Source organism: Allobosea sp. 10N428 (assembly GCF_056394545.1).
In genome coordinates, this window is sequence record NZ_JBFTIC010000002.1 from 183,683 (window position 1) to 200,403 (window position 16,721).

Genomic DNA, 16,721 nt, shown 5'->3' on the forward strand with positions numbered 1-16,721 from the left:
AGCGCTCACTCCAGCGGCTTCTGGTCGGCGAGCGCCTCGGCTGTGACCTTGCGCGCGCTCACCGGAACGTGGCCTGAGACTTCCGTGCCGGCATCGGGAGCCAGCTGCACCATCCAGAGCGCCGAGGATGCCGAGATCAGCCCGACGATCGCGAAGGCCGGCCAGAAATCGCCGGCTGCCAGAGCCTTGCCGCCGTTGAAGGTATTGGCGGCCTCCAGCGCGAAGGCGCCGATGGTCACGCCCATGCTGAGCGAGAGCTGCTGGGCGACGCTCGACAGGCTTGTAGCGCTCGACATGTCGCGGTTGGAGACGTCGGCATAGCTCAGCGCGTTGATGCCGGTGAACTGCAGCGAGCGGAAGCAACCGCCGATCAGCAGCACGGAGAGCATGATCGCATGCGGCGTGGTCGGGGTGAACAGGCCCGACGCGGCGAGAAAGGCGGCGCCGATCACGGCATTGATTGCCAGCACGCTGCGAAAGCCGAAGCGCGCCAGGATCGTCCTCGCCAACGTCTTCATGATCAGCGCGCCGGCTGCCGAAACGAAGGTGATCAGGCCCGACTGCAAGGCGTCGAGCCCGAATCCGAGCTGGAGCATCAACGGCAGCAGGAAGGGGATCGCTCCGATGCCGGTGCGGAAGATCGAGCCGCCGACGACGCCGATCCGGAAGGTCGGTATCCGGAACAGCGACAGGTTGAGTACCGGATAGGGCACGCGCCGGGCGTGGAACCAATAGGCCGCAAGCGCCGCCGCCCCGGCCAGCACGCAGCCATAGGAAACGTAGACAGGGACGAGGTGCCGCCCCCCGGTCGCCAGGCCGAGCATCAGGCTGGCGAAGCCGAAGGAGGACAGCAGAAAGCCCTTCACATCCAGAGGAGCGACATCCTCCTCGCGGATATCCTCGAAGAACAGGCTCGACAGCACGATGCCGACGAAGCCGATGGGGATGTTGATGAAGAAGATCCAGCGCCAGTCGAAATAGGTGGTGATGAAGCCGCCGAGCGGCGGCCCGACCACGGGTCCGACCAGCGCCGGGACCGTCAGATAGGCCAGCGCGCCGACGATCTCGGATTTGCTGACGCTGCGCAGAATGACGAGGCGCCCGACCGGAACCATCATCGCTCCGCCCATGCCCTGAACGAAGCGCGCGCCGACGAAGGCGCCGAGCGAGTTCGATACGGCACAGAGGATCGAGCCGAGCATGAAGACGCACAGCGCAGAGCGGAAGATCGTGCGGGCGCCGAACCGGTCGGCCATCCAGCCCGAGATCGGGATAAAGACGGCGAGGCTGACGAGATAGGRGGTCAGAGCGAGCTTCAGCGCGATCGGGTCCTCCCCCAGCGACCTGGCGATGACCGGCAACGAGGTCGCGATCACGGTCGAGTCGGTGTTCTCCATGAAGAGAGCACAAGCGACGATGAGAGGAAGCAGTCTGGCGCGTTGCAAGGCGGTAACCTTCCACGCTCACGCTGTTGTGTGAGCGCGTGTTGAATTCATAAGCTAGGTTATTAATGCGAGCACCACGACGTGACGAGAGGCGAAGTTGCTTTTTCCGGCCATTTCACGCGATCGCCACGCGCTCCTGCCATGCACGCACCTTCTGCCCCATCATCAAACACAAATCCGCCATGCGTCCGCCGCACTCCTACACGCATTGGGAAGTCACCATCTTTCTTCCATCCGGCCTGGGTCCGGATCGGCGCGAGGGGCGCGCGTCGTAACCTCCGGAGAGCTGACATGACCCCTGTTTCAACAATTTCGGCGCTTGCGCGCCGTATTCTCGTCGGCGTGCGGCTGGCAGGCCTGGCACTGGTGGCCGGGCTGAGCTTCGGCGCAGCCGCCACGCCTGCTTCCGCCGCCATGACCGACTGGCAGATGGCCTGCCAGGACAAGGCCGCGCCTCAGGGTTATGGCGAAAGCATTCGCTACAACAACTGCGTGCGGCAGCGGGACTGCGAGCGCCTGGCGAACCAGATGGGGCATATGACGATGGCCATGGGCTGTTTCGGCGTGATGCCGGATGCCTCGGCTGCCCCTGCGCGGTCGCGCTACTGACGCGAACCGGCTTTTTTGCGGACGGTCCCCGGAGCAGCCATGCGCCGGGGACCGTTGTCGCACTGCAAAAGAATCCCGCCCGCCGGACTAGCGAAGGCGCCGGGCGCATGCTAACGGGCCTCGTCAACTCGGCATCGGGCCTCTTGCCCTGCCTTCCCTGGAAAGCCGGTTCCGCCCGGCGTCGGAGTTGACGATGACGCTTTCCCTCGACGGTCTGATTCGCGACGGTTTCACCTTCGACGACGTGCTGCTTGAGCCCGGCCCGTCCGAGGTCATGCCCGCGGATGTCGACATCCGTACCAGGCTCACCAAGTCGATCTCGCTCAACCTGCCGATCATCGCTTCGGCGATGGACACGGTGACGGAGGCGCGCATGGCGATCGCCATGGCGCAGGCCGGAGGCCTCGGCGTCATCCACCGCAACCTGGATATCGACCAGCAGGCGGCGCAGGTGCGCCTCGTCAAGAAATTCGAATCAGGGATGATCGCCAACCCGATCACGATCCATCCCGACGAGACGCTGGCCGATGCGCTGGCGCTGATGAAGAACAACGGCATCTCCGGCATCCCCGTCGTCGAGCGCGGACCGCAGGGCCACAAGGGCAAACTGGTCGGCATCGTGACCAACCGCGACGTGCGCTTCGCCGCCAACCCGGCCCAGCCCGTCTCGGAGCTGATGACCAAGGAGCGGCTGATCACGGTGCGCGAGGGCGTGAGCCAGGAGGAGGCGCGGCGCCTGCTGCACCAGTTCCGCATCGAGAAGCTGCTCGTCGTCGATGACCACTATCGCTGCATCGGCCTGATCACCGTCAAGGACATGGAAAAGCAGGTAGCTCACCCCAACGCGGCGAAAGACGCGCAAGGGCGCCTGCTCGTCGCTGCAGCAACCACGACCGGCGACCAGGGCTTCGAGCGTTCGGAGATGCTGATCGACGCCGGCGTCGACCTCATCGTCGTCGATACGGCGCATGGCCACTCGTCCAAGGTGCTCGACGCGGTCAGCCGGGTGAAGAAGCTCTCCAACGCGGTCCAGGTCATCGCCGGCAACGTCGCCACCGCCGGCGGGGCGCAGGCCCTGATCGATGCCGGCGCCGACGCGGTCAAGATCGGCATCGGCCCGGGCTCGATCTGCACGACCCGCATCGTCGCGGGCGTCGGCGTGCCCCAGCTCACCGCGATCATGGACGCGGCCTCGGCGGCGTCGAAGGCGGGCGTGCCGGTCATCGCCGACGGCGGCATCAAGTATTCGGGCGACCTCGCCAAGGCACTCGCCGCCGGTGCCTCCTGCGCCATGGTCGGCTCGCTACTCGCCGGCACCGACGAGACGCCGGGCGAAACCTTCCTTTACCAGGGCCGCTCCTACAAGGCCTATCGCGGCATGGGTTCGGTCGGCGCCATGGCCCGCGGCTCGGCCGACCGCTACTTCCAGCAGGACATCAAGGACGCGCTGAAGCTCGTGCCGGAGGGCATCGAGGGCCAGGTCGCCTATAAGGGCCCGGTTTCCACCGTGCTCCACCAGCTCGCCGGCGGCCTGCGCGCCGCCATGGGCTATGTCGGCGGCCGCGACCTCGAGGATTATCGCAACAAGGCCCGCTTTATCCGGATCACCAGCGCCGGCCTGCGCGAGAGCCATGTCCATGACGTGACGATCGTGCGCGAGAGCCCGAACTATCCGACCCGGTCTTGAGTCGGCGCAGGCTTCGTGCAGCACTGGCCGGGACCATCCTGGCCAGCCCTGACACGAGGCGACCGCGACCATGACCCTGAAGCTCGTCTATCCCACGCTGGCCCTGATCCTCTGGATCTTCATCGTCGGCGTCATCCTGATGCTGCGCCGGAAGGACGCCTTCACCTCCGGCGCCGTGCGGCAGGAAGACGTCCAGGTTTCGGCCGAGCGTTACCCCGTCTCCGCCCGGCTCGCCTCGGCGAACTTCTCGAACCAGTTCGAGACGCCGGTCATCTATTTCGCGCTCATCATGCTCGCGATGGAAGTGGGCGCCACCAGCTATGCGATGGCGGTGCTGGCGTGGCTCTACGTCGCGACCCGCGTCATCCACACGCTCATCCATATCGGCCCCAACAAGCTGCCCGTGCGCGGAGCGGTCTACGGCATCGGCGCCCTCGCCCTGGTCGGCATGTGGATCGGCGTCCTGCTCGCCGTCGTCTGAGCGCCCTCGCCCGCCGCCTTGCCGCCTGTCGTTAAGCATTTCAGGCGTTTGCGGAGCGAGGCGCAGCGAAAACGTTGAATCTTAACGAAACGTAAACTACACCCAACCTGCGGCGGACGGTGAACAAGCGCAGGTTGGAGTGACGCGATGTTGCGTGTCCGTGAGATCCCCGTGCGGGCATTGCCCCGCAGCGGCGAGACCGGTTACGCCGGCTCTGTCAGCAAGGCCCCGGCCCGCTCGCGTGCCGGTCGCTGGGCTGCGGCGACCATCCTCGGCATTGCCGTCGGCTGCGGCGGCATGGTGCTGACGGCTTCGCTGGTCCAGGCCGACGACGATGCAGGCATCCGCTCGTTCTTCCTCGAGGAGGCGGCGCGCAGGGCTGCACGCGCTCCGGCGCAGAGCGCTGCCTATACATCGACGCGCCCGACCGCCTATGCACCGGCGACGAATGGCTGGCGCCTGCCCCTGATGCAGATACGGCCGAACGGACGCATCGCTCACCCGGCGATCGAGCTCAACCCCTTCAAGCGAAGCCCGAAAAAGGTCGCGGCCCGCCCGCACAGGCCGGTCGAAGGCAGCGCCGCCTTGGTCTCCGCCAATAATGCGCAGACTTTCTGCGTGCGGCTCTGCGACGGCTTCCATGCCCCGATCGGCCATCTGCGGTCGGCCAGCGATCTCAGCGCCCATGAGGCTCTCTGCAAGGCGATGAACCCCGGCATTCCCGTCAAGGTCTTTCGTGCGGCCGCCGGCTCGACCAGCATCGACGCCGCCGTCGCAGCCGACGGCCAGCGCTATGCGGCGCTGCCGATGGCCTATAGCCACGAGAAGGCAGCCGATCCGGCCTGCCGGCCGGCCATCGTCCAGGTCGGCGAGCGGCGCATCTCGCTGCTGCGGGACATCACGCTCCGCCCCGGCGACAGCGTCGTCCTCGACGGCAAGGTTTCGACCTTCACCGGCGGATCGAGCTGGCCCTATAGCCGGCGCGACTTCCGTGATTTTCGCACGGCGCCGGAGCTGAGCACGGGCCAGCGCCAGCAGATCGACGAACGGGTCGGCGTTTCACGCATGGAGGCGGAGGCGCGCAGCCTGCGGCGGCAGATGCTGGTGCGGGAGGCGCATCTGCAAGATGAGACCGTGGCCAGCGACGCCGTGCTGCGTGGCTCGATCGATCCGGAGACGCGCGTTGCCGTGCGCCTGATCCCGATCACGGCCGCGTCACGCTGACGCCGCGGAATGAGCTAGACTGAAGTCGTACGACTCGCATGGTGCGGAATCGTCCCGCCATTCCAACATCATGGCCCGGATATTAGAATTCATCAAAATAAGAACCAGTCTGGAAATCATCCAAGACGCTGATTCTAAAGGATGATTCCGTTGACAGCAGTGTCCACCGCCCTTTAACCGTCGCCCGTCGCGCTTTGGCGCCCTGAACCGACGGAGCGAAGCAATGATCAAGAAGAAGCACCTCCAGGCCCTGACGCTGTCGTCCTGCCTGCTCGCCGCGCCGGCCCTCGCCCAGGAGGTCAATCTCTACACGACGCGCGAGCCCACATTGCTCAACCCGGCGCTTGAAGCCTTCAGCAAGGACACCGGCATCAAGGTCAATGCGGTCTTCCTGAAGGACGGCCTGCAGGAGCGCATCCGCGCCGAGGGGGCCAACAGCCCGGCCGACGTCATGCTGGTGGTCGATGTCGGCGAGATCAATGCCGCGGTCGCTGCCGGCGTCACGCAGCCGATCCATTCGCCGACCGTGGACAAGATCGTCCCGGCGCAGCTGCGCCCCGACAACAACTGGGTCACGCTGACCAAGCGCGCCCGCATCGTCGTCGCCTCGAAGGAGCGCGTTGCGCAGGATGCGATCACCTATGAGGAGCTCGCGGATCCGAAGTGGAAGGGCAAGTTCTGCATCCGCGCCGGCCAGCACCCTTACAACAACGCGCTTTTCGCCGCCTATATCGCCCATAACGGCCCGGATAAGACCGAGGCCTTCCTGAAGGCCCTGCGCGCGAACGCCGCCCGCAAGCCCGGCGGCGGCGATCGCGACGTTGCGCGCGACATCCAGTCCGGCCTCTGCGACGTCGCCGTGATCAACACCTATTATATCGGCCTGATGAGCCAGGCGAAGAACGAGCAGAAGGGCTGGTACGACGCGATCAAGCCCCTCAAGACCACCTTCGCCAATGGCGGCACCCATGTGAACGTCTCGGCCGCGGCGCTGGCCAAGAACGCCCCGAACAAGGACAACGCGGTCAAGCTGATCGAGTACATGCTCGGCGAGAAGGCGCAGGCCCTCTACGCCAACGGCAATTTCGAGTTCCCGGTCAACACCGCCGTCACCGACTCGGCCGCAGTGAAGCTGCTCGGCGCGGTCACGCCGGACAAGCTGCCGCTCTCCGAGGTCGCCAAGCAGCGCAAGCCCGCCGCCGATCTCGTCGACAAGGTCGGTTTCGACAATTGAGCCTGAGCGCTCCGCTCACCGCCTCGCGACGGCCGCCATTCACGTGGCGGCCGTCGACGCGTTTTGCGCTGGCCTCGCTGATCGGGGCGGGCCTCGTGCTGACTCCGCTGCTCGCGCTCCTCACGACGGCGCTTTCGTCCTCGCAGGCCGCGGAGATCTGGCCGCATCTCGCCGCCAATGTGCTGCCGACCGCGCTGGTCCAGACCGGGCTCCTGCTGGCCGGTGTCGGCCTCCTCAGTGCCGTTCTCGGTGTGGGGACGGCCTGGCTGGTGACGCAGTTCGAATTTCCGGGCCGGCGCCATTTCGACTGGCTTCTGGTGCTGCCGCTGGCGCTGCCGACCTATCAGATGGCGTATATCTACGTCGAGTTTCTCGGCTTCCAGGGGCCATTGCAGAGTGCGCTGAGAGCGCTGACCGGGTGGCGCTCCTTGCGCGATTACTGGTTTCCCGATCCGCGCAGCCTGCCCGGTGCGATCGCGATCATGGCGATCGTGCTCTACCCATACGTCTACCTCAGCACGCGCGCCCTCTTCAGCATCCAGGGCGCGACCATCGTCGAGGCGGCCCGCAATCTCGGCGCAACGCCGGGCCGGCTGTTCTGGCGCATCGGCCTGCCGCTCGCACGGCCCGCACTCGCGGCCGGGTTGACGCTCGTCCTGCTCGAAACGCTCAACGACATCGGCGCAACCGAATATCTCGGCGTCCGTTCGCTCACCCTCTCGATCTACACCACCTGGATCAACCGGGGCTCGCTGCCCGGGGCGGCGCAGATTGCCTGCGTGATGCTGGTCGTCGTCTTCCTCTTGATCTGGGCGGAGGCTCGCCTGCGCGGCCAGCGCCGCTTCGCCCTCCCCGTGCGCCAGCCTCGTCCCCTCGGGCGCAGGGCCCTGCGGCCACGCGCGGCCCTCCTGGCCGCGATCGCCTGCGCTCTCCCCGTCCTGCTCGGCGCCATCCTGCCGGTCGCCTATCTCGCCGCAGAGATCCTGCGACGCGGATTGCTTATGCAACTCGACGCTGCGCTGCTGCGGCTGCTCGCCAATGCTCTCCTGCTCGCCGGCATTGCCGCCGCAATCGTGCTGCTGCTGGGGCTAGGCATCGCCACGGCGAGCCGTGCCGGCCGCGAAACCTGGCTGAAGCCCCTCGCCCGCCTCGCTTCGCTCGGCTACGCCGTGCCCGGCACCGTGCTCGCGCTTGGACTGCTGATCCCGATCGCCGCGCTCGACAATGTGCTGGCAAGCGCAATCACGTCCCTGTCCGGCATCAAGCCCGGCCTGCTGGTGATCGGCTCCGGCGCGGCGCTGGTGATCGCCTATGTCGTGCGCTTCCTGACCATCGGCATCGCCGGCGTGGAGAGCGGCCTGAGCCGTGTTTCGCCGCGGATCGACGATGCCGCGCGTGCGCTCGGCGCCGGCCAGCCCGAGATCCTGCGCCGGATCCACTGGCCGCTGATGCGCCCGGCGGTGGCAGCCGCCGCGCTGCTCGTCTTCGTCGACTGCCTGAAGGAGCTGCCCGCGACGCTGCTGCTGCGCCCTCTCAATCTCGAAACACTGGCGACCGTGGTCTATGGCCACGCCTCGCGCGGCGTCTTCGAGGACGGGGCACTCGCTGCCCTGCTGATCATCCTCGCCGGCCTCTATCCTGCCATGCTTCTGGCTAAAACCGGCACAAATCGTGCGGGATAGCGGGTTTCCCCGCCTCGACAAGCCATCAACATCGGCATACACCATCCGCCGCCAGGGGGCTGGCTGATTTCGGCCGGCGCCGATTCGGAAGTCCATGACCAGACGCGCAGCGATCCTCGCTTTCAGCCTTGTCGTCCTGATCGGCCTGCTCGGATTGCAGCCGTGGGACCTTGCGCTCGGGCGGGTGCAGCGGAGCGTCGTCGCCGCAATCGCCAAGAAGACGGGCTTCGTCGTCGAGACCGTCGAGCGCGCCGAGATCGCGCTGCTGCCGCTGCCGCGCATCAGCCTGTCCCAGGTTCGCTTCAGCCAGCGCGATGGCGCGCTTTCGGGCCAAGCTGTTCGAGTGCGGGCGCATCTACGCCTCCTGCCCTTGCTGGTCGGCACGCTCAGCTTCGACAGGATCGATCTCGTCGCGCCGCAGATCGACGTGGCGGTCGCGCCCGGCAGCGACGGCGTGGCGGAGTGGCTTGCGACGCCAATGGCCGAGCTCGAGCGGCTGCGCAACCAAAGCAAGATCGTCATCCAGGGCGGTTCGCTGTTCCTGCGCGCGAACGGCGCGATCCAGAGCGTGGTCCGCGACGTCCGTCTGGTCATCGACGAACGCAGCCAGAACGAGCCGCTGGAACTGTCGGGCTCCCTGACCTGGCGCGGCGTCCCGACCGAAGTGAGCCTGCTCTGGCCAATGGATGGCCGCAACGCCAAGGCCGCGCTCTCGGCCAATTCGCCGCTTTTGAAGCTCCGGTTCGACGGCACGCGGTCAGGACCGGAAGAGCCGGTCCTCAATGGCCTTCTCGCCCTGTCCACCCCGTCCGTGCCACAGCTCTTGCGCTGGTTCGGCGAGGATTCGCGCCTGGCGGCGGCCCTCGGCGCGTTGACGCTGTCGGCCGATCTGCAGCTCAAGCCGCATGAAGCCTCCTTCAATAATGCGATCGCCAGCCTCGACGGCGAGCGCCTCGACGGCGTCCTCACGCTGTCCGAAACCGGGGCCGGACGCTTCGCACTCTCGGGGACGCTGGCAGGGGCGACGCTCGATATCGGCCGCCTCGTCAACCGCTTGCCGATCCCGGCCATCGATGCCGGCGATCCCGGCCCGTTCGATCTCGACGGCTGGACAGGGCGCGAGGTCGATCTCAGAATCTCGGTCGACGCCGCCAAGCTGAACGGCGCCCGGCTCAACGACGTCGCCAGCTACCTGCTGATCAAGAAGGGACGATTCGAGACCGGGCTGGTCCGGGCCAGCGCCTATGGCGGCAGCGTCAAGACGCGGCTCCTAGCGGTCAGCGCTCCCGCGGGGGTCGATGTCAAGCTCCAGGCCGGCCTCGAGCGCGTGAATTTCGGGCAAGCGTCGAGCGACCTGCCGCAGCTGTCGCGCCTCACGGGCAATGGCACTTTCCAGCTTGCGCTCGACGGTGTCGGCCGGACCTTTGACGAGCTCCTCGGCTCGCTGGCCGGACGCGCCAATCTCTCCGTCAAACAGGGCGAGCTCGCCGGCGTCGCCTTCGTCGACATGCTGCGCCGCGCCGAGCGGAATCCCTCCCAGGCCTGGCGCGACTGGCACCAGGGCAAGACGCCGTTCGAGAACCTGACGGCCAATGCCGGCATCGCCGGCGGGCTACTGGTGCTGACCGACGCCCAGATGAGCGGACAGGCCTTTCGCTTCAACCTGAGCGGCAACGCCTCGCTGCGCACCCGCATCCTCGATATGGCGGCCTCGCTGGCGTCCACGACCAGCGCGCTGAAGCTGCCCTTCAGCCTCAAGGGGCCAGTGGACGCCCCGCTCTTCGAGCTCGAGACCGAGGCCTTCCTGAGCCCGGCCAGCGGCACGCCCTTCCCGTCTCTCCTGACGCGCTGATCGCCATGCGTCCTGACGGACGGGTGGTGGCGATCCTCCCTCGGCCAAAGGCATCGGATCTGTCCGAAAAGCGAATTCCCCTCTTTGGTCCTCTGCGCTGAGCGAAGGCGCTTCCGCCGCGCATGGAAATCCGCTCTGATGCGGCGAAGGCCGCGTGACGGCTGGAGGGAGGAAGTGGTGATGAGGCAATGGATCACGGGCGTTCTCGCCCTTGCAGGATGGGTTGCAGCGGGAATGGCGGACGCACAGGATCTGATGACCGAAAAGAAGGTCTTCGAGCTGCCGAGCTTCACGACCCAATCGGGACGCACGCTCAAGCAGGTCCGTACCGGCTGGGAGAGCTACGGCACGCTCAACGCCGACAAATCCAATGCCGTGCTGATCTGCCATTTTTTCTCGGGTAACTCGCACGCCGCCGGCAAATATGACGCCAAGGACGCGCAGCCCGGCTACTGGGACGCGATCGTCGGGCCGGGCAAGGCGATCGACACCGACAAGTATTTCGTCATCTCGTCGGACACGCTGGTCAACCTCAACACCGGCGACCCGAAGACCACCACCACCGGCCCGGCCTCGATCAATCCCGATACCGGCAAGCCCTATGCACTGGACTTCCCGATCGTCACCGTCCGCGACTTCGTCGAGGTGCAGAAGGCTCTCGTCGAAAGCCTTGGAATCAAGAAGCTCGCACTGGTCGCCGGCCCCTCCATGGGTTCGCTCCAGACCTTCGAATGGGCTGCGAGCCATCCCGAGATGGTGGCCAAGGCGATGCCGGTGATCGGCGCGGCCGAGGCCGACGCGATGCTGATCGGCTGGCTCGACGTCTGGGCCGCGCCGATCCTGGTGGACCCCAACTGGAACAACGGCGATTATTACGGCAGGACGCCGCCGCTTGCCGGCCTCGCCAAGGCGCTGACCGCGGTGACGCTGCAGGCAAACCATCAGGATTGGGCGAACGCCACCTTCGGCCGCCGCCCCGCCAAGGAAGGCGAAGATCCGGCCAAGGCGCTCGCCAACAAGTTCCAGGTCCAGAGCGTGCTCGACAACGCCGGCGCAGCCCGCGCCAAAGTCTCCGACGCCAATCACTTCCTCTATCTCGTCAAGGCCAACCAGCTCTTCGCGGCCGGCGGCAACTCGCTGGCCGAGGGCATGGCGAAGACCAGGGCGCCGATGTTGCTGGTGACTCAGCCAAAGGATCTGGTCTTCACCCCTGATGCGGTGGAGCGCACGGTGAAAGCGGCGAAGGACGCCGGGCGCGACATCACCCATGTCACCATCGACGGCGCCCGCGGCCATCTCGACGGCGTGATGTCGATGAAGCAGGCGGAAGGCGCGATCCGGGCGTTCCTGGCGAAATAGAACCTGTTTCGTCCAGGCTGTACGCGGCTCCGGCTTATCCCGCGAACCGCTCGCGATAGGCTTGCGGTGTCGTGCCGAGCCGCCTGAGGAACGCGCGCCGCAGCGTTTCCTCCGAACCGAAGCCGCAGCGGCCGGCGACGCGGGAGACGGGATGCCCCTGATCCAGCAGGTGGCGCGCCGTCTCGATCCTGATCTCCTCAACGGCGCGGGCCGGGGTGCGGCCCGTCGCCCTCTGGTAATGGCGGGCAAAGCTGCGCAGGCTCATATTGGCCCGCGCCGCCAACCGCTCAAGCGACAAGTCGCTGCGGAGGTTCTCGACGATCCAGGCGTGCAGGCCGTCGAAGCGCTCATCCCGCCCCTGCAACGCGAGCGTGGTGCTGAACTGCGACTGCCCGCCTGGCCGTTTCAGGAAGACGACGAGCTGGCGCGCCACCGCCAATGCCGTCTCGCGGCCGAGATCGGCTTCGACCAATGCGAGGGCGAGGTCGATCCCCGCCGTCACCCCGGCCGAGGTCCAGACCTTGCCGTCGCGGATGAAGATCGGGTTCGGATCAAGCCGGACCTCGGGAAAGCGCGCGGCGAACTCGGCACAACGCCCCCAATGGGTGACGGCACGCCTGCCGTCGAGAAATCCGGCGGTCGCCAGCAGGAATGCGCCACTGCAGACGGAAGCCACGCGCCGTGCCGCACCGGCCCGTTCGCGTAGCCATGCGACAAGGGCCGGGCTGTCGCATGCGGCCTGGATGCCATAGCCGCCGGCGACGACCAGCGTATCGACGGGTTGGTCCGGCCCGGAAAGCGGCTCCGTCAGCAGCGCAAGTCCCGCCGAGGTCATCACATTGGGCTCGGCGGCGACCACCCGCGTCTCGTAGGGCACGTCAGTTCTCGCCATGGCGGCGAGATCGTTGGCCGTGGCGAAGACCTGCAACGGTCCTGTTATGTCGAGGACCTGCCCCTTCGGAAAGGTGAGGATCTCGATACGACGCGGCGTCTTTGGCATGAAACGAGGGATGTTTGACAGAACAGCCAAAGGTTGGTCCGCTATCGTGGGCCTGTCAATCAGGAGCCGCTCCATGTCGTTTCATTTCGGCCTTCTCGTTTTCCCCGGCGTTCAGCAGCTCGATCTCACCGGGCCGTATGAGGTCTTCGCCTCGCTGCCGGGAGCCCGTGTCGATCTCATCTGGAAGACGCTCGCGCCCGTCCGGTCCGCGACCGGGCTTCCCTTCACGCCGACGATCACGCTGGCGGAGTGCCCGCCCCTCGATGTGCTCTGCGTTCCCGGTGGAGGCGGCGTCAACGCGCTCCTCACAGACGAAGCGGTGCTCGACTTCCTGCGCCGCCAGGCGCCGCTCGTGCGCTACCTCACCTCGGTCTGCACAGGCTCTTTGGTGCTCGGCGCCGCCGGCCTGCTATCCGGCAAGCGCGCCACCACGCATTGGAACGCGCATGACTTCCTCGGCCATCTCGGCGCAATCCCGGTCAAAGAGCGCGTCGTGCAGGACGGCAACCTCATCACGGCCGGGGGCGTCACCTCCGGCATCGATTTCGGCCTTACGGCCGTGGCGGCGCTGACCAGCCAGGCCGAAGCCGAGACGATCCAGCTCTCGCTGGAATACGCCCCCTCGCCGCCGTTCCGATCCGGCACGCCGGAGGAAGCGACGCAGGCCATCGTGACCGAGGCCCGCCGCCGCATGGCCGCTTCCCGCGCGGAGCGAGAGGCGATCCTGCTGCGGAATTGAGCTCCGGCTCCCGGTGCGGCTTCCGTAACCGTAACAAGGCTGCGCGGCAGACGACGGCATCCTACGCTCCTCGGGCGCAAGGCGCAGGCATAGACGCCGCCCCTGAAGGATATGCTGGAGGACGTGTCGTGGAACCCAAGCATGAAGTTTCTTCGCAGAAGGCTGCCCTCAATCGACGCTCAATGCTCCTCGGCGGAACCGTTCTCGCGGCGACGGGGAGCTATCTCGCGAGTGCGCCCGTCCAGACCGCGCAGGCCCAGCAGCCGGCGCCCGCGTCGGCCGGCGGCAGGAAGCCCAATATCCTCGTCATCTTCGGCGACGACATCGGCATTCCCCAGGTCAGCGCCTACACGATGGGAATGATGGGCTACCGCACGCCCAATATCGACCGCATCGCCAGCGAGGGCGCGATCTTCACCGACGCCTATGGCCAGCAGAGCTGCACCGCCGGCCGCGCCTCCTTCATCCTCGGACAGGAGCCGTTCCGGACCGGCCTGCTGACGATCGGCATGCCCGGCGACCCCCATGGCATCCAGGATTGGATGCCGACGATCGCCGACGCGCTGAAGACGGCGGGCTACGCCACCGGTCAATTCGGCAAGAACCATCTCGGCGACCGCGACGAGCATCTGCCGACGCGGCACGGCTTCGACGAGTTCTTCGGCAATCTCTACCACCTCAATGCCGAGGAGGAGCCCGAGGGCTATTTCTATCCGAAGGATCCGAATTTCCGGCGCCAATTCGGCCCGCGCGGCGTCATCAAGTCCAGCGCGGACGGCAAGATCGAGGATACCGGGCCGCTCAACACCAAGCGCATGCCGACCGTCGACGAGGAATTCCTGGCTGGTGCCAAAGACTTCATCGACCGGCAGGTCAAGGCGCAGAAGCCGTTCTTCTGCTGGTTCAACTCGACCCGCATGCACGTCTTCACGCATCTCAAGCCGGAGTCGCTTGGCAAGACCGGCAAGGGCATCCATGCCGACGGCATGGTCGAGCATGACGGCCATATCGGACAGCTATTGAAGCAGCTCGACGATCTCGGCATCACCGAGAACACCATCGTGCTCTACACCACCGATAACGGCGCCGAACTCGCGCTCTGGCCGGACGGGGCGATGACGCCGTTCCGCGGCGAGAAGGGCACCACCTGGGAAGGCGGCTTCCGCATCCCGATGATGGTGCGCTGGCCGGGCGTGGTGAAGCCCGGAACCCAGGTGAACGAAATGATCGCCCTGATCGACTGGTTCCCGACCTTCTGCGCCGCGGCCGGCCTTGGCGATATCAAGGAGAAGATGAAAACCGGCTTCCAGAGCGGCACCAAGACCTTCAAGGTGCATCTCGATGGCTACAACTTCATGCCCTATCTGAAGGGCGACGACAAAAGCCCTCCGCGCGACGCGATCTACTACTTCGACCAGGGCGGGAATCTCAACGCCATACGCTGGAACGACTGGAAGGTCAGCTTCGCCATTGCCAGCGAAGGCAATATTGCGACGGCCACGCGCGAGGTGACGTCATGGGCCGGCATTACCAACCTGCGAATGGACCCCTATGAGCGCGGGGCCAAGGAAGGCGGAAACGCGATGGACTTCTACGCCAGGCAGATATGGCTGCTGGTCCCGATCCAGGGGAAGGTGAAGGAGTTCTTCTCCGATTTCGAGCAGTTCCCCTACCAAACGGGCAATTCGCTGAACGCCGCCGGCATCAACTACGGCCTGCTGCAGCAGCAGGCGGCCCTGAAACGCCTCAACGAGCTGGAGCGTCTCGCGCCACGTTGACCCGCATGGGCCGGCGGGGCATCGCAACGGGTGCCTCGCCGCTGCCCATAGGGCAGCTTCTGTCAAGTTCCGTCGAAGCTGTAACGGTTACAGCGCCTGCCCGGGCGGATCACTGCGGCGCCGGCAGCGGCGGTATGGTTATTCCACCCTCGTAGCCTTTCAAGGCCCATTCATAGGCCGCCGTTCCCGTCCGAAACTTGCCGAGGCGCCCGGAGGCGAGATCGAGGATGTCGACGATGACCGACATCCACATCAGCGTTAGCAAGGCGATGAGGATACGTAGCGGCTTGGCCCTGAGACCGAACTGGTAGCCGAGGCATGCCAGCGTGATGAGCGTGATGCCGACGAGCAGCCAGAAGAGCTGCATCGGCAGCCGCGTCTCGAAGGCGAAGCGTTCGTTGGTGCTGGCATCGAAGGCCTCGTTGAGCGAAGCCATCAACGCGCCGGAGATGGCATCCGGACGCTCGCGGACGATGGCCGAAAGATGGCCCCAGATCCGCGACTGCAACGCGCTCGTCCGGCCGTTGAGATTCTCGACCGCTTCGGAATCGCGGCCCGCCCTGACGAAATCGGCCCGGATGGCGGTGTATTGTTCGAGGAGCGTGGCGATCTCGTCGCCGCGCGGCGTCCCGATCGCCTTGGCCCGCAGCCACGCCGTGCCGATGGCGTTGGCTTCGGACAGGCCGCCCATGCGCCGCTCGGCAAAGCGAGCGCTCGCGAAGCTCAGCGTCAGCGCCAGGACGAAGGCCAGGAGCGCGAGCATGCCGCCGACGACGACACCGACCGCCTCGGGTGCATTGCCCGTCCTGTCGTGCAGCCGCCGGCCAGTGCGGTAGCCCAGCTCATAGAAGACGAGATGAGCCAGGAAGAGGCAGATGGCGAAGGCCAGAATGCTGCGCTCGGCGATGATCGTCGCGATTTCCATTGCCACGTCCCCCTTGGGTCGAACGCCTACGGCAAACAGCAAACACGCTTCCTTGACCGCCCTATCCCGCCAGAGCGGCCTTCAACCCGTCGATCACGAACTGTACGGCGAGCGCCGCCAGGATCACGCCGAGCAGCCGCGTCAGCACGACATTGCCGGTGACGCCGAGGAGCTTCGCGATCGGCGTCGCGGCCAGGAACACGGCAAGGCAGCTCAGGATCACCAGCCCGCAGATCACAGCCAGCGCGACCAGCAGCAGCGGATCGCCGCCGGCGCGGCCAGCGAGCAGGATCATCGCGGTCAGCGCCCCCGGCCCCGCCATCAGCGGGATCGCCAGCGGAAAGGCCGCGACATTGCGGATATGATCCAGCGTGATCGCGGTCTCGGCCGTCTGCTGCTTGCGCTCGGTCCGGCGCTCGAACACCATCTCGAAAGCGATCCAGAACAGCAGGAGCCCGCCGGCGATGCGGAAGGCCGGCAGCGAGACGCCGAGCGCCTTCAGCACGACATCGCCCGCCACGGCGAAGAAAGCCATGATGCAGAAGGCGATGATCGAGGCGCGGATCGCGACCTGCTTCCGCTCGCTTTCCGACATTCCACGCGTCAGCGACAGGAAGATCGGCGCCAGACCCGGCGGGTCGAGCGTCACCAGCATCGTGACGAGGGCGGATGTGACGAATTCGATGAACATGCGGAGGCGACTTCA

Annotated in this window: 14 protein-coding genes; 10 read left to right on the top strand and 4 right to left on the bottom strand. The window is 66.4% G+C overall.

The features are described 5' to 3' along the window. Window positions 1–5: 5 nt before the first annotated feature. Window positions 6–1,445 (bottom strand): MFS transporter, encoded by a 1,440-nt coding sequence (locus AC1DDA_RS07310; RefSeq protein ID WP_476795252.1) that lies wholly within the window; start codon window positions 1,443–1,445, stop codon window positions 6–8. 291 nt (window positions 1,446–1,736) lie between these two features. Between AC1DDA_RS07310 and AC1DDA_RS07315 the strand changes: the two genes are divergently transcribed. From AC1DDA_RS07315 to AC1DDA_RS07350, 8 genes are all read left to right on the top strand, one after another. Next, a complete protein-coding gene (locus AC1DDA_RS07315; RefSeq protein ID WP_476795253.1) occupies window positions 1,737–2,054 on the top strand; it encodes a hypothetical protein in 318 nt (105 codons plus the stop codon). Window positions 2,055–2,247: 193 nt separating this feature from the next. Then, on the top strand, window positions 2,248–3,741 hold the full coding sequence (guaB, locus tag AC1DDA_RS07320; RefSeq protein WP_476795254.1) for an IMP dehydrogenase: 1,494 nt from the start codon (window positions 2,248–2,250) through the stop codon (window positions 3,739–3,741). A 70-nt stretch (window positions 3,742–3,811) separates the two neighbouring features. Further along, on the top strand, window positions 3,812–4,222 hold the full coding sequence (locus tag AC1DDA_RS07325; RefSeq protein WP_476795255.1) for an MAPEG family protein: 411 nt from the start codon (window positions 3,812–3,814) through the stop codon (window positions 4,220–4,222). Window positions 4,223–4,369: 147 nt separating this feature from the next. Further along, window positions 4,370–5,446 (top strand): DUF2865 domain-containing protein, encoded by a 1,077-nt coding sequence (locus AC1DDA_RS07330; protein ID WP_476795256.1) that lies wholly within the window; start codon window positions 4,370–4,372, stop codon window positions 5,444–5,446. Window positions 5,447–5,669: 223 nt separating this feature from the next. After that, window positions 5,670–6,680 (top strand): extracellular solute-binding protein, encoded by a 1,011-nt coding sequence (locus tag AC1DDA_RS07335; protein ID WP_476795257.1) that lies wholly within the window; start codon window positions 5,670–5,672, stop codon window positions 6,678–6,680. 95 nt (window positions 6,681–6,775) lie between these two features. Further along, window positions 6,776–8,362 (top strand): ABC transporter permease, encoded by a 1,587-nt coding sequence (locus tag AC1DDA_RS07340; protein ID WP_476795258.1) that lies wholly within the window; start codon window positions 6,776–6,778, stop codon window positions 8,360–8,362. Between the two features lie 94 nt (window positions 8,363–8,456). Then, entirely contained in the window at window positions 8,457–10,214 is a 1,758-nt protein-coding gene (locus AC1DDA_RS07345) for an AsmA family protein (RefSeq protein WP_476795259.1), read from the top strand. A 255-nt stretch (window positions 10,215–10,469) separates the two neighbouring features. Next, a complete protein-coding gene (locus tag AC1DDA_RS07350) occupies window positions 10,470–11,573 on the top strand; it encodes an E22 family MetX-like putative esterase (RefSeq protein WP_476795260.1) in 1,104 nt (367 codons plus the stop codon). A gap of 34 nt (window positions 11,574–11,607) precedes the next feature. On the opposite strand, the gene AC1DDA_RS07355 is transcribed toward AC1DDA_RS07350, so the two are convergent. Beyond that, a complete protein-coding gene (locus tag AC1DDA_RS07355; protein ID WP_476795261.1) occupies window positions 11,608–12,573 on the bottom strand; it encodes a GlxA family transcriptional regulator in 966 nt (321 codons plus the stop codon). 73 nt (window positions 12,574–12,646) lie between these two features. Here AC1DDA_RS07355 and AC1DDA_RS07360 point away from each other — a divergent pair, with 73 nt between their 5' ends. Both AC1DDA_RS07360 and AC1DDA_RS07365 read left to right on the top strand, forming a co-directional pair. Further along, window positions 12,647–13,312 (top strand): DJ-1/PfpI family protein, encoded by a 666-nt coding sequence (locus tag AC1DDA_RS07360; RefSeq protein ID WP_476795262.1) that lies wholly within the window; start codon window positions 12,647–12,649, stop codon window positions 13,310–13,312. 182 nt (window positions 13,313–13,494) lie between these two features. Then, window positions 13,495–15,090, top strand: a complete 1,596-nt coding sequence (locus tag AC1DDA_RS07365) for an arylsulfatase (RefSeq protein ID WP_476795263.1) — start codon at window positions 13,495–13,497, stop codon at window positions 15,088–15,090. A 109-nt stretch (window positions 15,091–15,199) separates the two neighbouring features. On the opposite strand, the gene AC1DDA_RS07370 is transcribed toward AC1DDA_RS07365, so the two are convergent. Both AC1DDA_RS07370 and AC1DDA_RS07375 read right to left on the bottom strand, forming a co-directional pair. Further along, a complete protein-coding gene (locus tag AC1DDA_RS07370) occupies window positions 15,200–16,015 on the bottom strand; it encodes a bestrophin-like domain (protein ID WP_476795264.1) in 816 nt (271 codons plus the stop codon). Between the two features lie 61 nt (window positions 16,016–16,076). Then, window positions 16,077–16,706 carry a MarC family protein gene (locus AC1DDA_RS07375; RefSeq protein ID WP_441513487.1) on the bottom strand — a complete coding sequence of 210 codons (630 nt, stop codon included), beginning with the start codon at window positions 16,704–16,706 and terminating at the stop codon, window positions 16,077–16,079. Between the last annotated feature and the right edge of the window lie 15 nt (window positions 16,707–16,721).

Bases quoted from the DNA above. Each gene is read 5' to 3' on its own strand.
- AC1DDA_RS07350 (WP_476795260.1), top strand. From the start codon at position 10,470: ATGACCGAAAAGAAGGTCTTCGAGCTGCCGAGCTTCACGACCCAATCG.
- AC1DDA_RS07330 (WP_476795256.1), top strand. From the start codon at position 4,370: ATGTTGCGTGTCCGTGAGATCCCCGTGCGGGCATTGCCCCGCAGCGGC.
- AC1DDA_RS07315 (WP_476795253.1), top strand. From the start codon at position 1,737: ATGACCCCTGTTTCAACAATTTCGGCGCTTGCGCGCCGTATTCTCGTC.
- guaB (WP_476795254.1), top strand. From the start codon at position 2,248: ATGACGCTTTCCCTCGACGGTCTGATTCGCGACGGTTTCACCTTCGAC.
- AC1DDA_RS07345 (WP_476795259.1), top strand. From the start codon at position 8,457: ATGACCAGACGCGCAGCGATCCTCGCTTTCAGCCTTGTCGTCCTGATC.
- AC1DDA_RS07335 (WP_476795257.1), top strand. From the start codon at position 5,670: ATGATCAAGAAGAAGCACCTCCAGGCCCTGACGCTGTCGTCCTGCCTG.
- AC1DDA_RS07325 (WP_476795255.1), top strand. From the start codon at position 3,812: ATGACCCTGAAGCTCGTCTATCCCACGCTGGCCCTGATCCTCTGGATC.
- AC1DDA_RS07375 (WP_441513487.1), bottom strand. From the start codon at position 16,706: ATGTTCATCGAATTCGTCACATCCGCCCTCGTCACGATGCTGGTGACG.
- AC1DDA_RS07365 (WP_476795263.1), top strand. From the start codon at position 13,495: ATGCTCCTCGGCGGAACCGTTCTCGCGGCGACGGGGAGCTATCTCGCG.
- AC1DDA_RS07370 (WP_476795264.1), bottom strand. From the start codon at position 16,015: ATGGAAATCGCGACGATCATCGCCGAGCGCAGCATTCTGGCCTTCGCC.
- AC1DDA_RS07360 (WP_476795262.1), top strand. From the start codon at position 12,647: ATGTCGTTTCATTTCGGCCTTCTCGTTTTCCCCGGCGTTCAGCAGCTC.
- AC1DDA_RS07355 (WP_476795261.1), bottom strand. From the start codon at position 12,573: ATGCCAAAGACGCCGCGTCGTATCGAGATCCTCACCTTTCCGAAGGGG.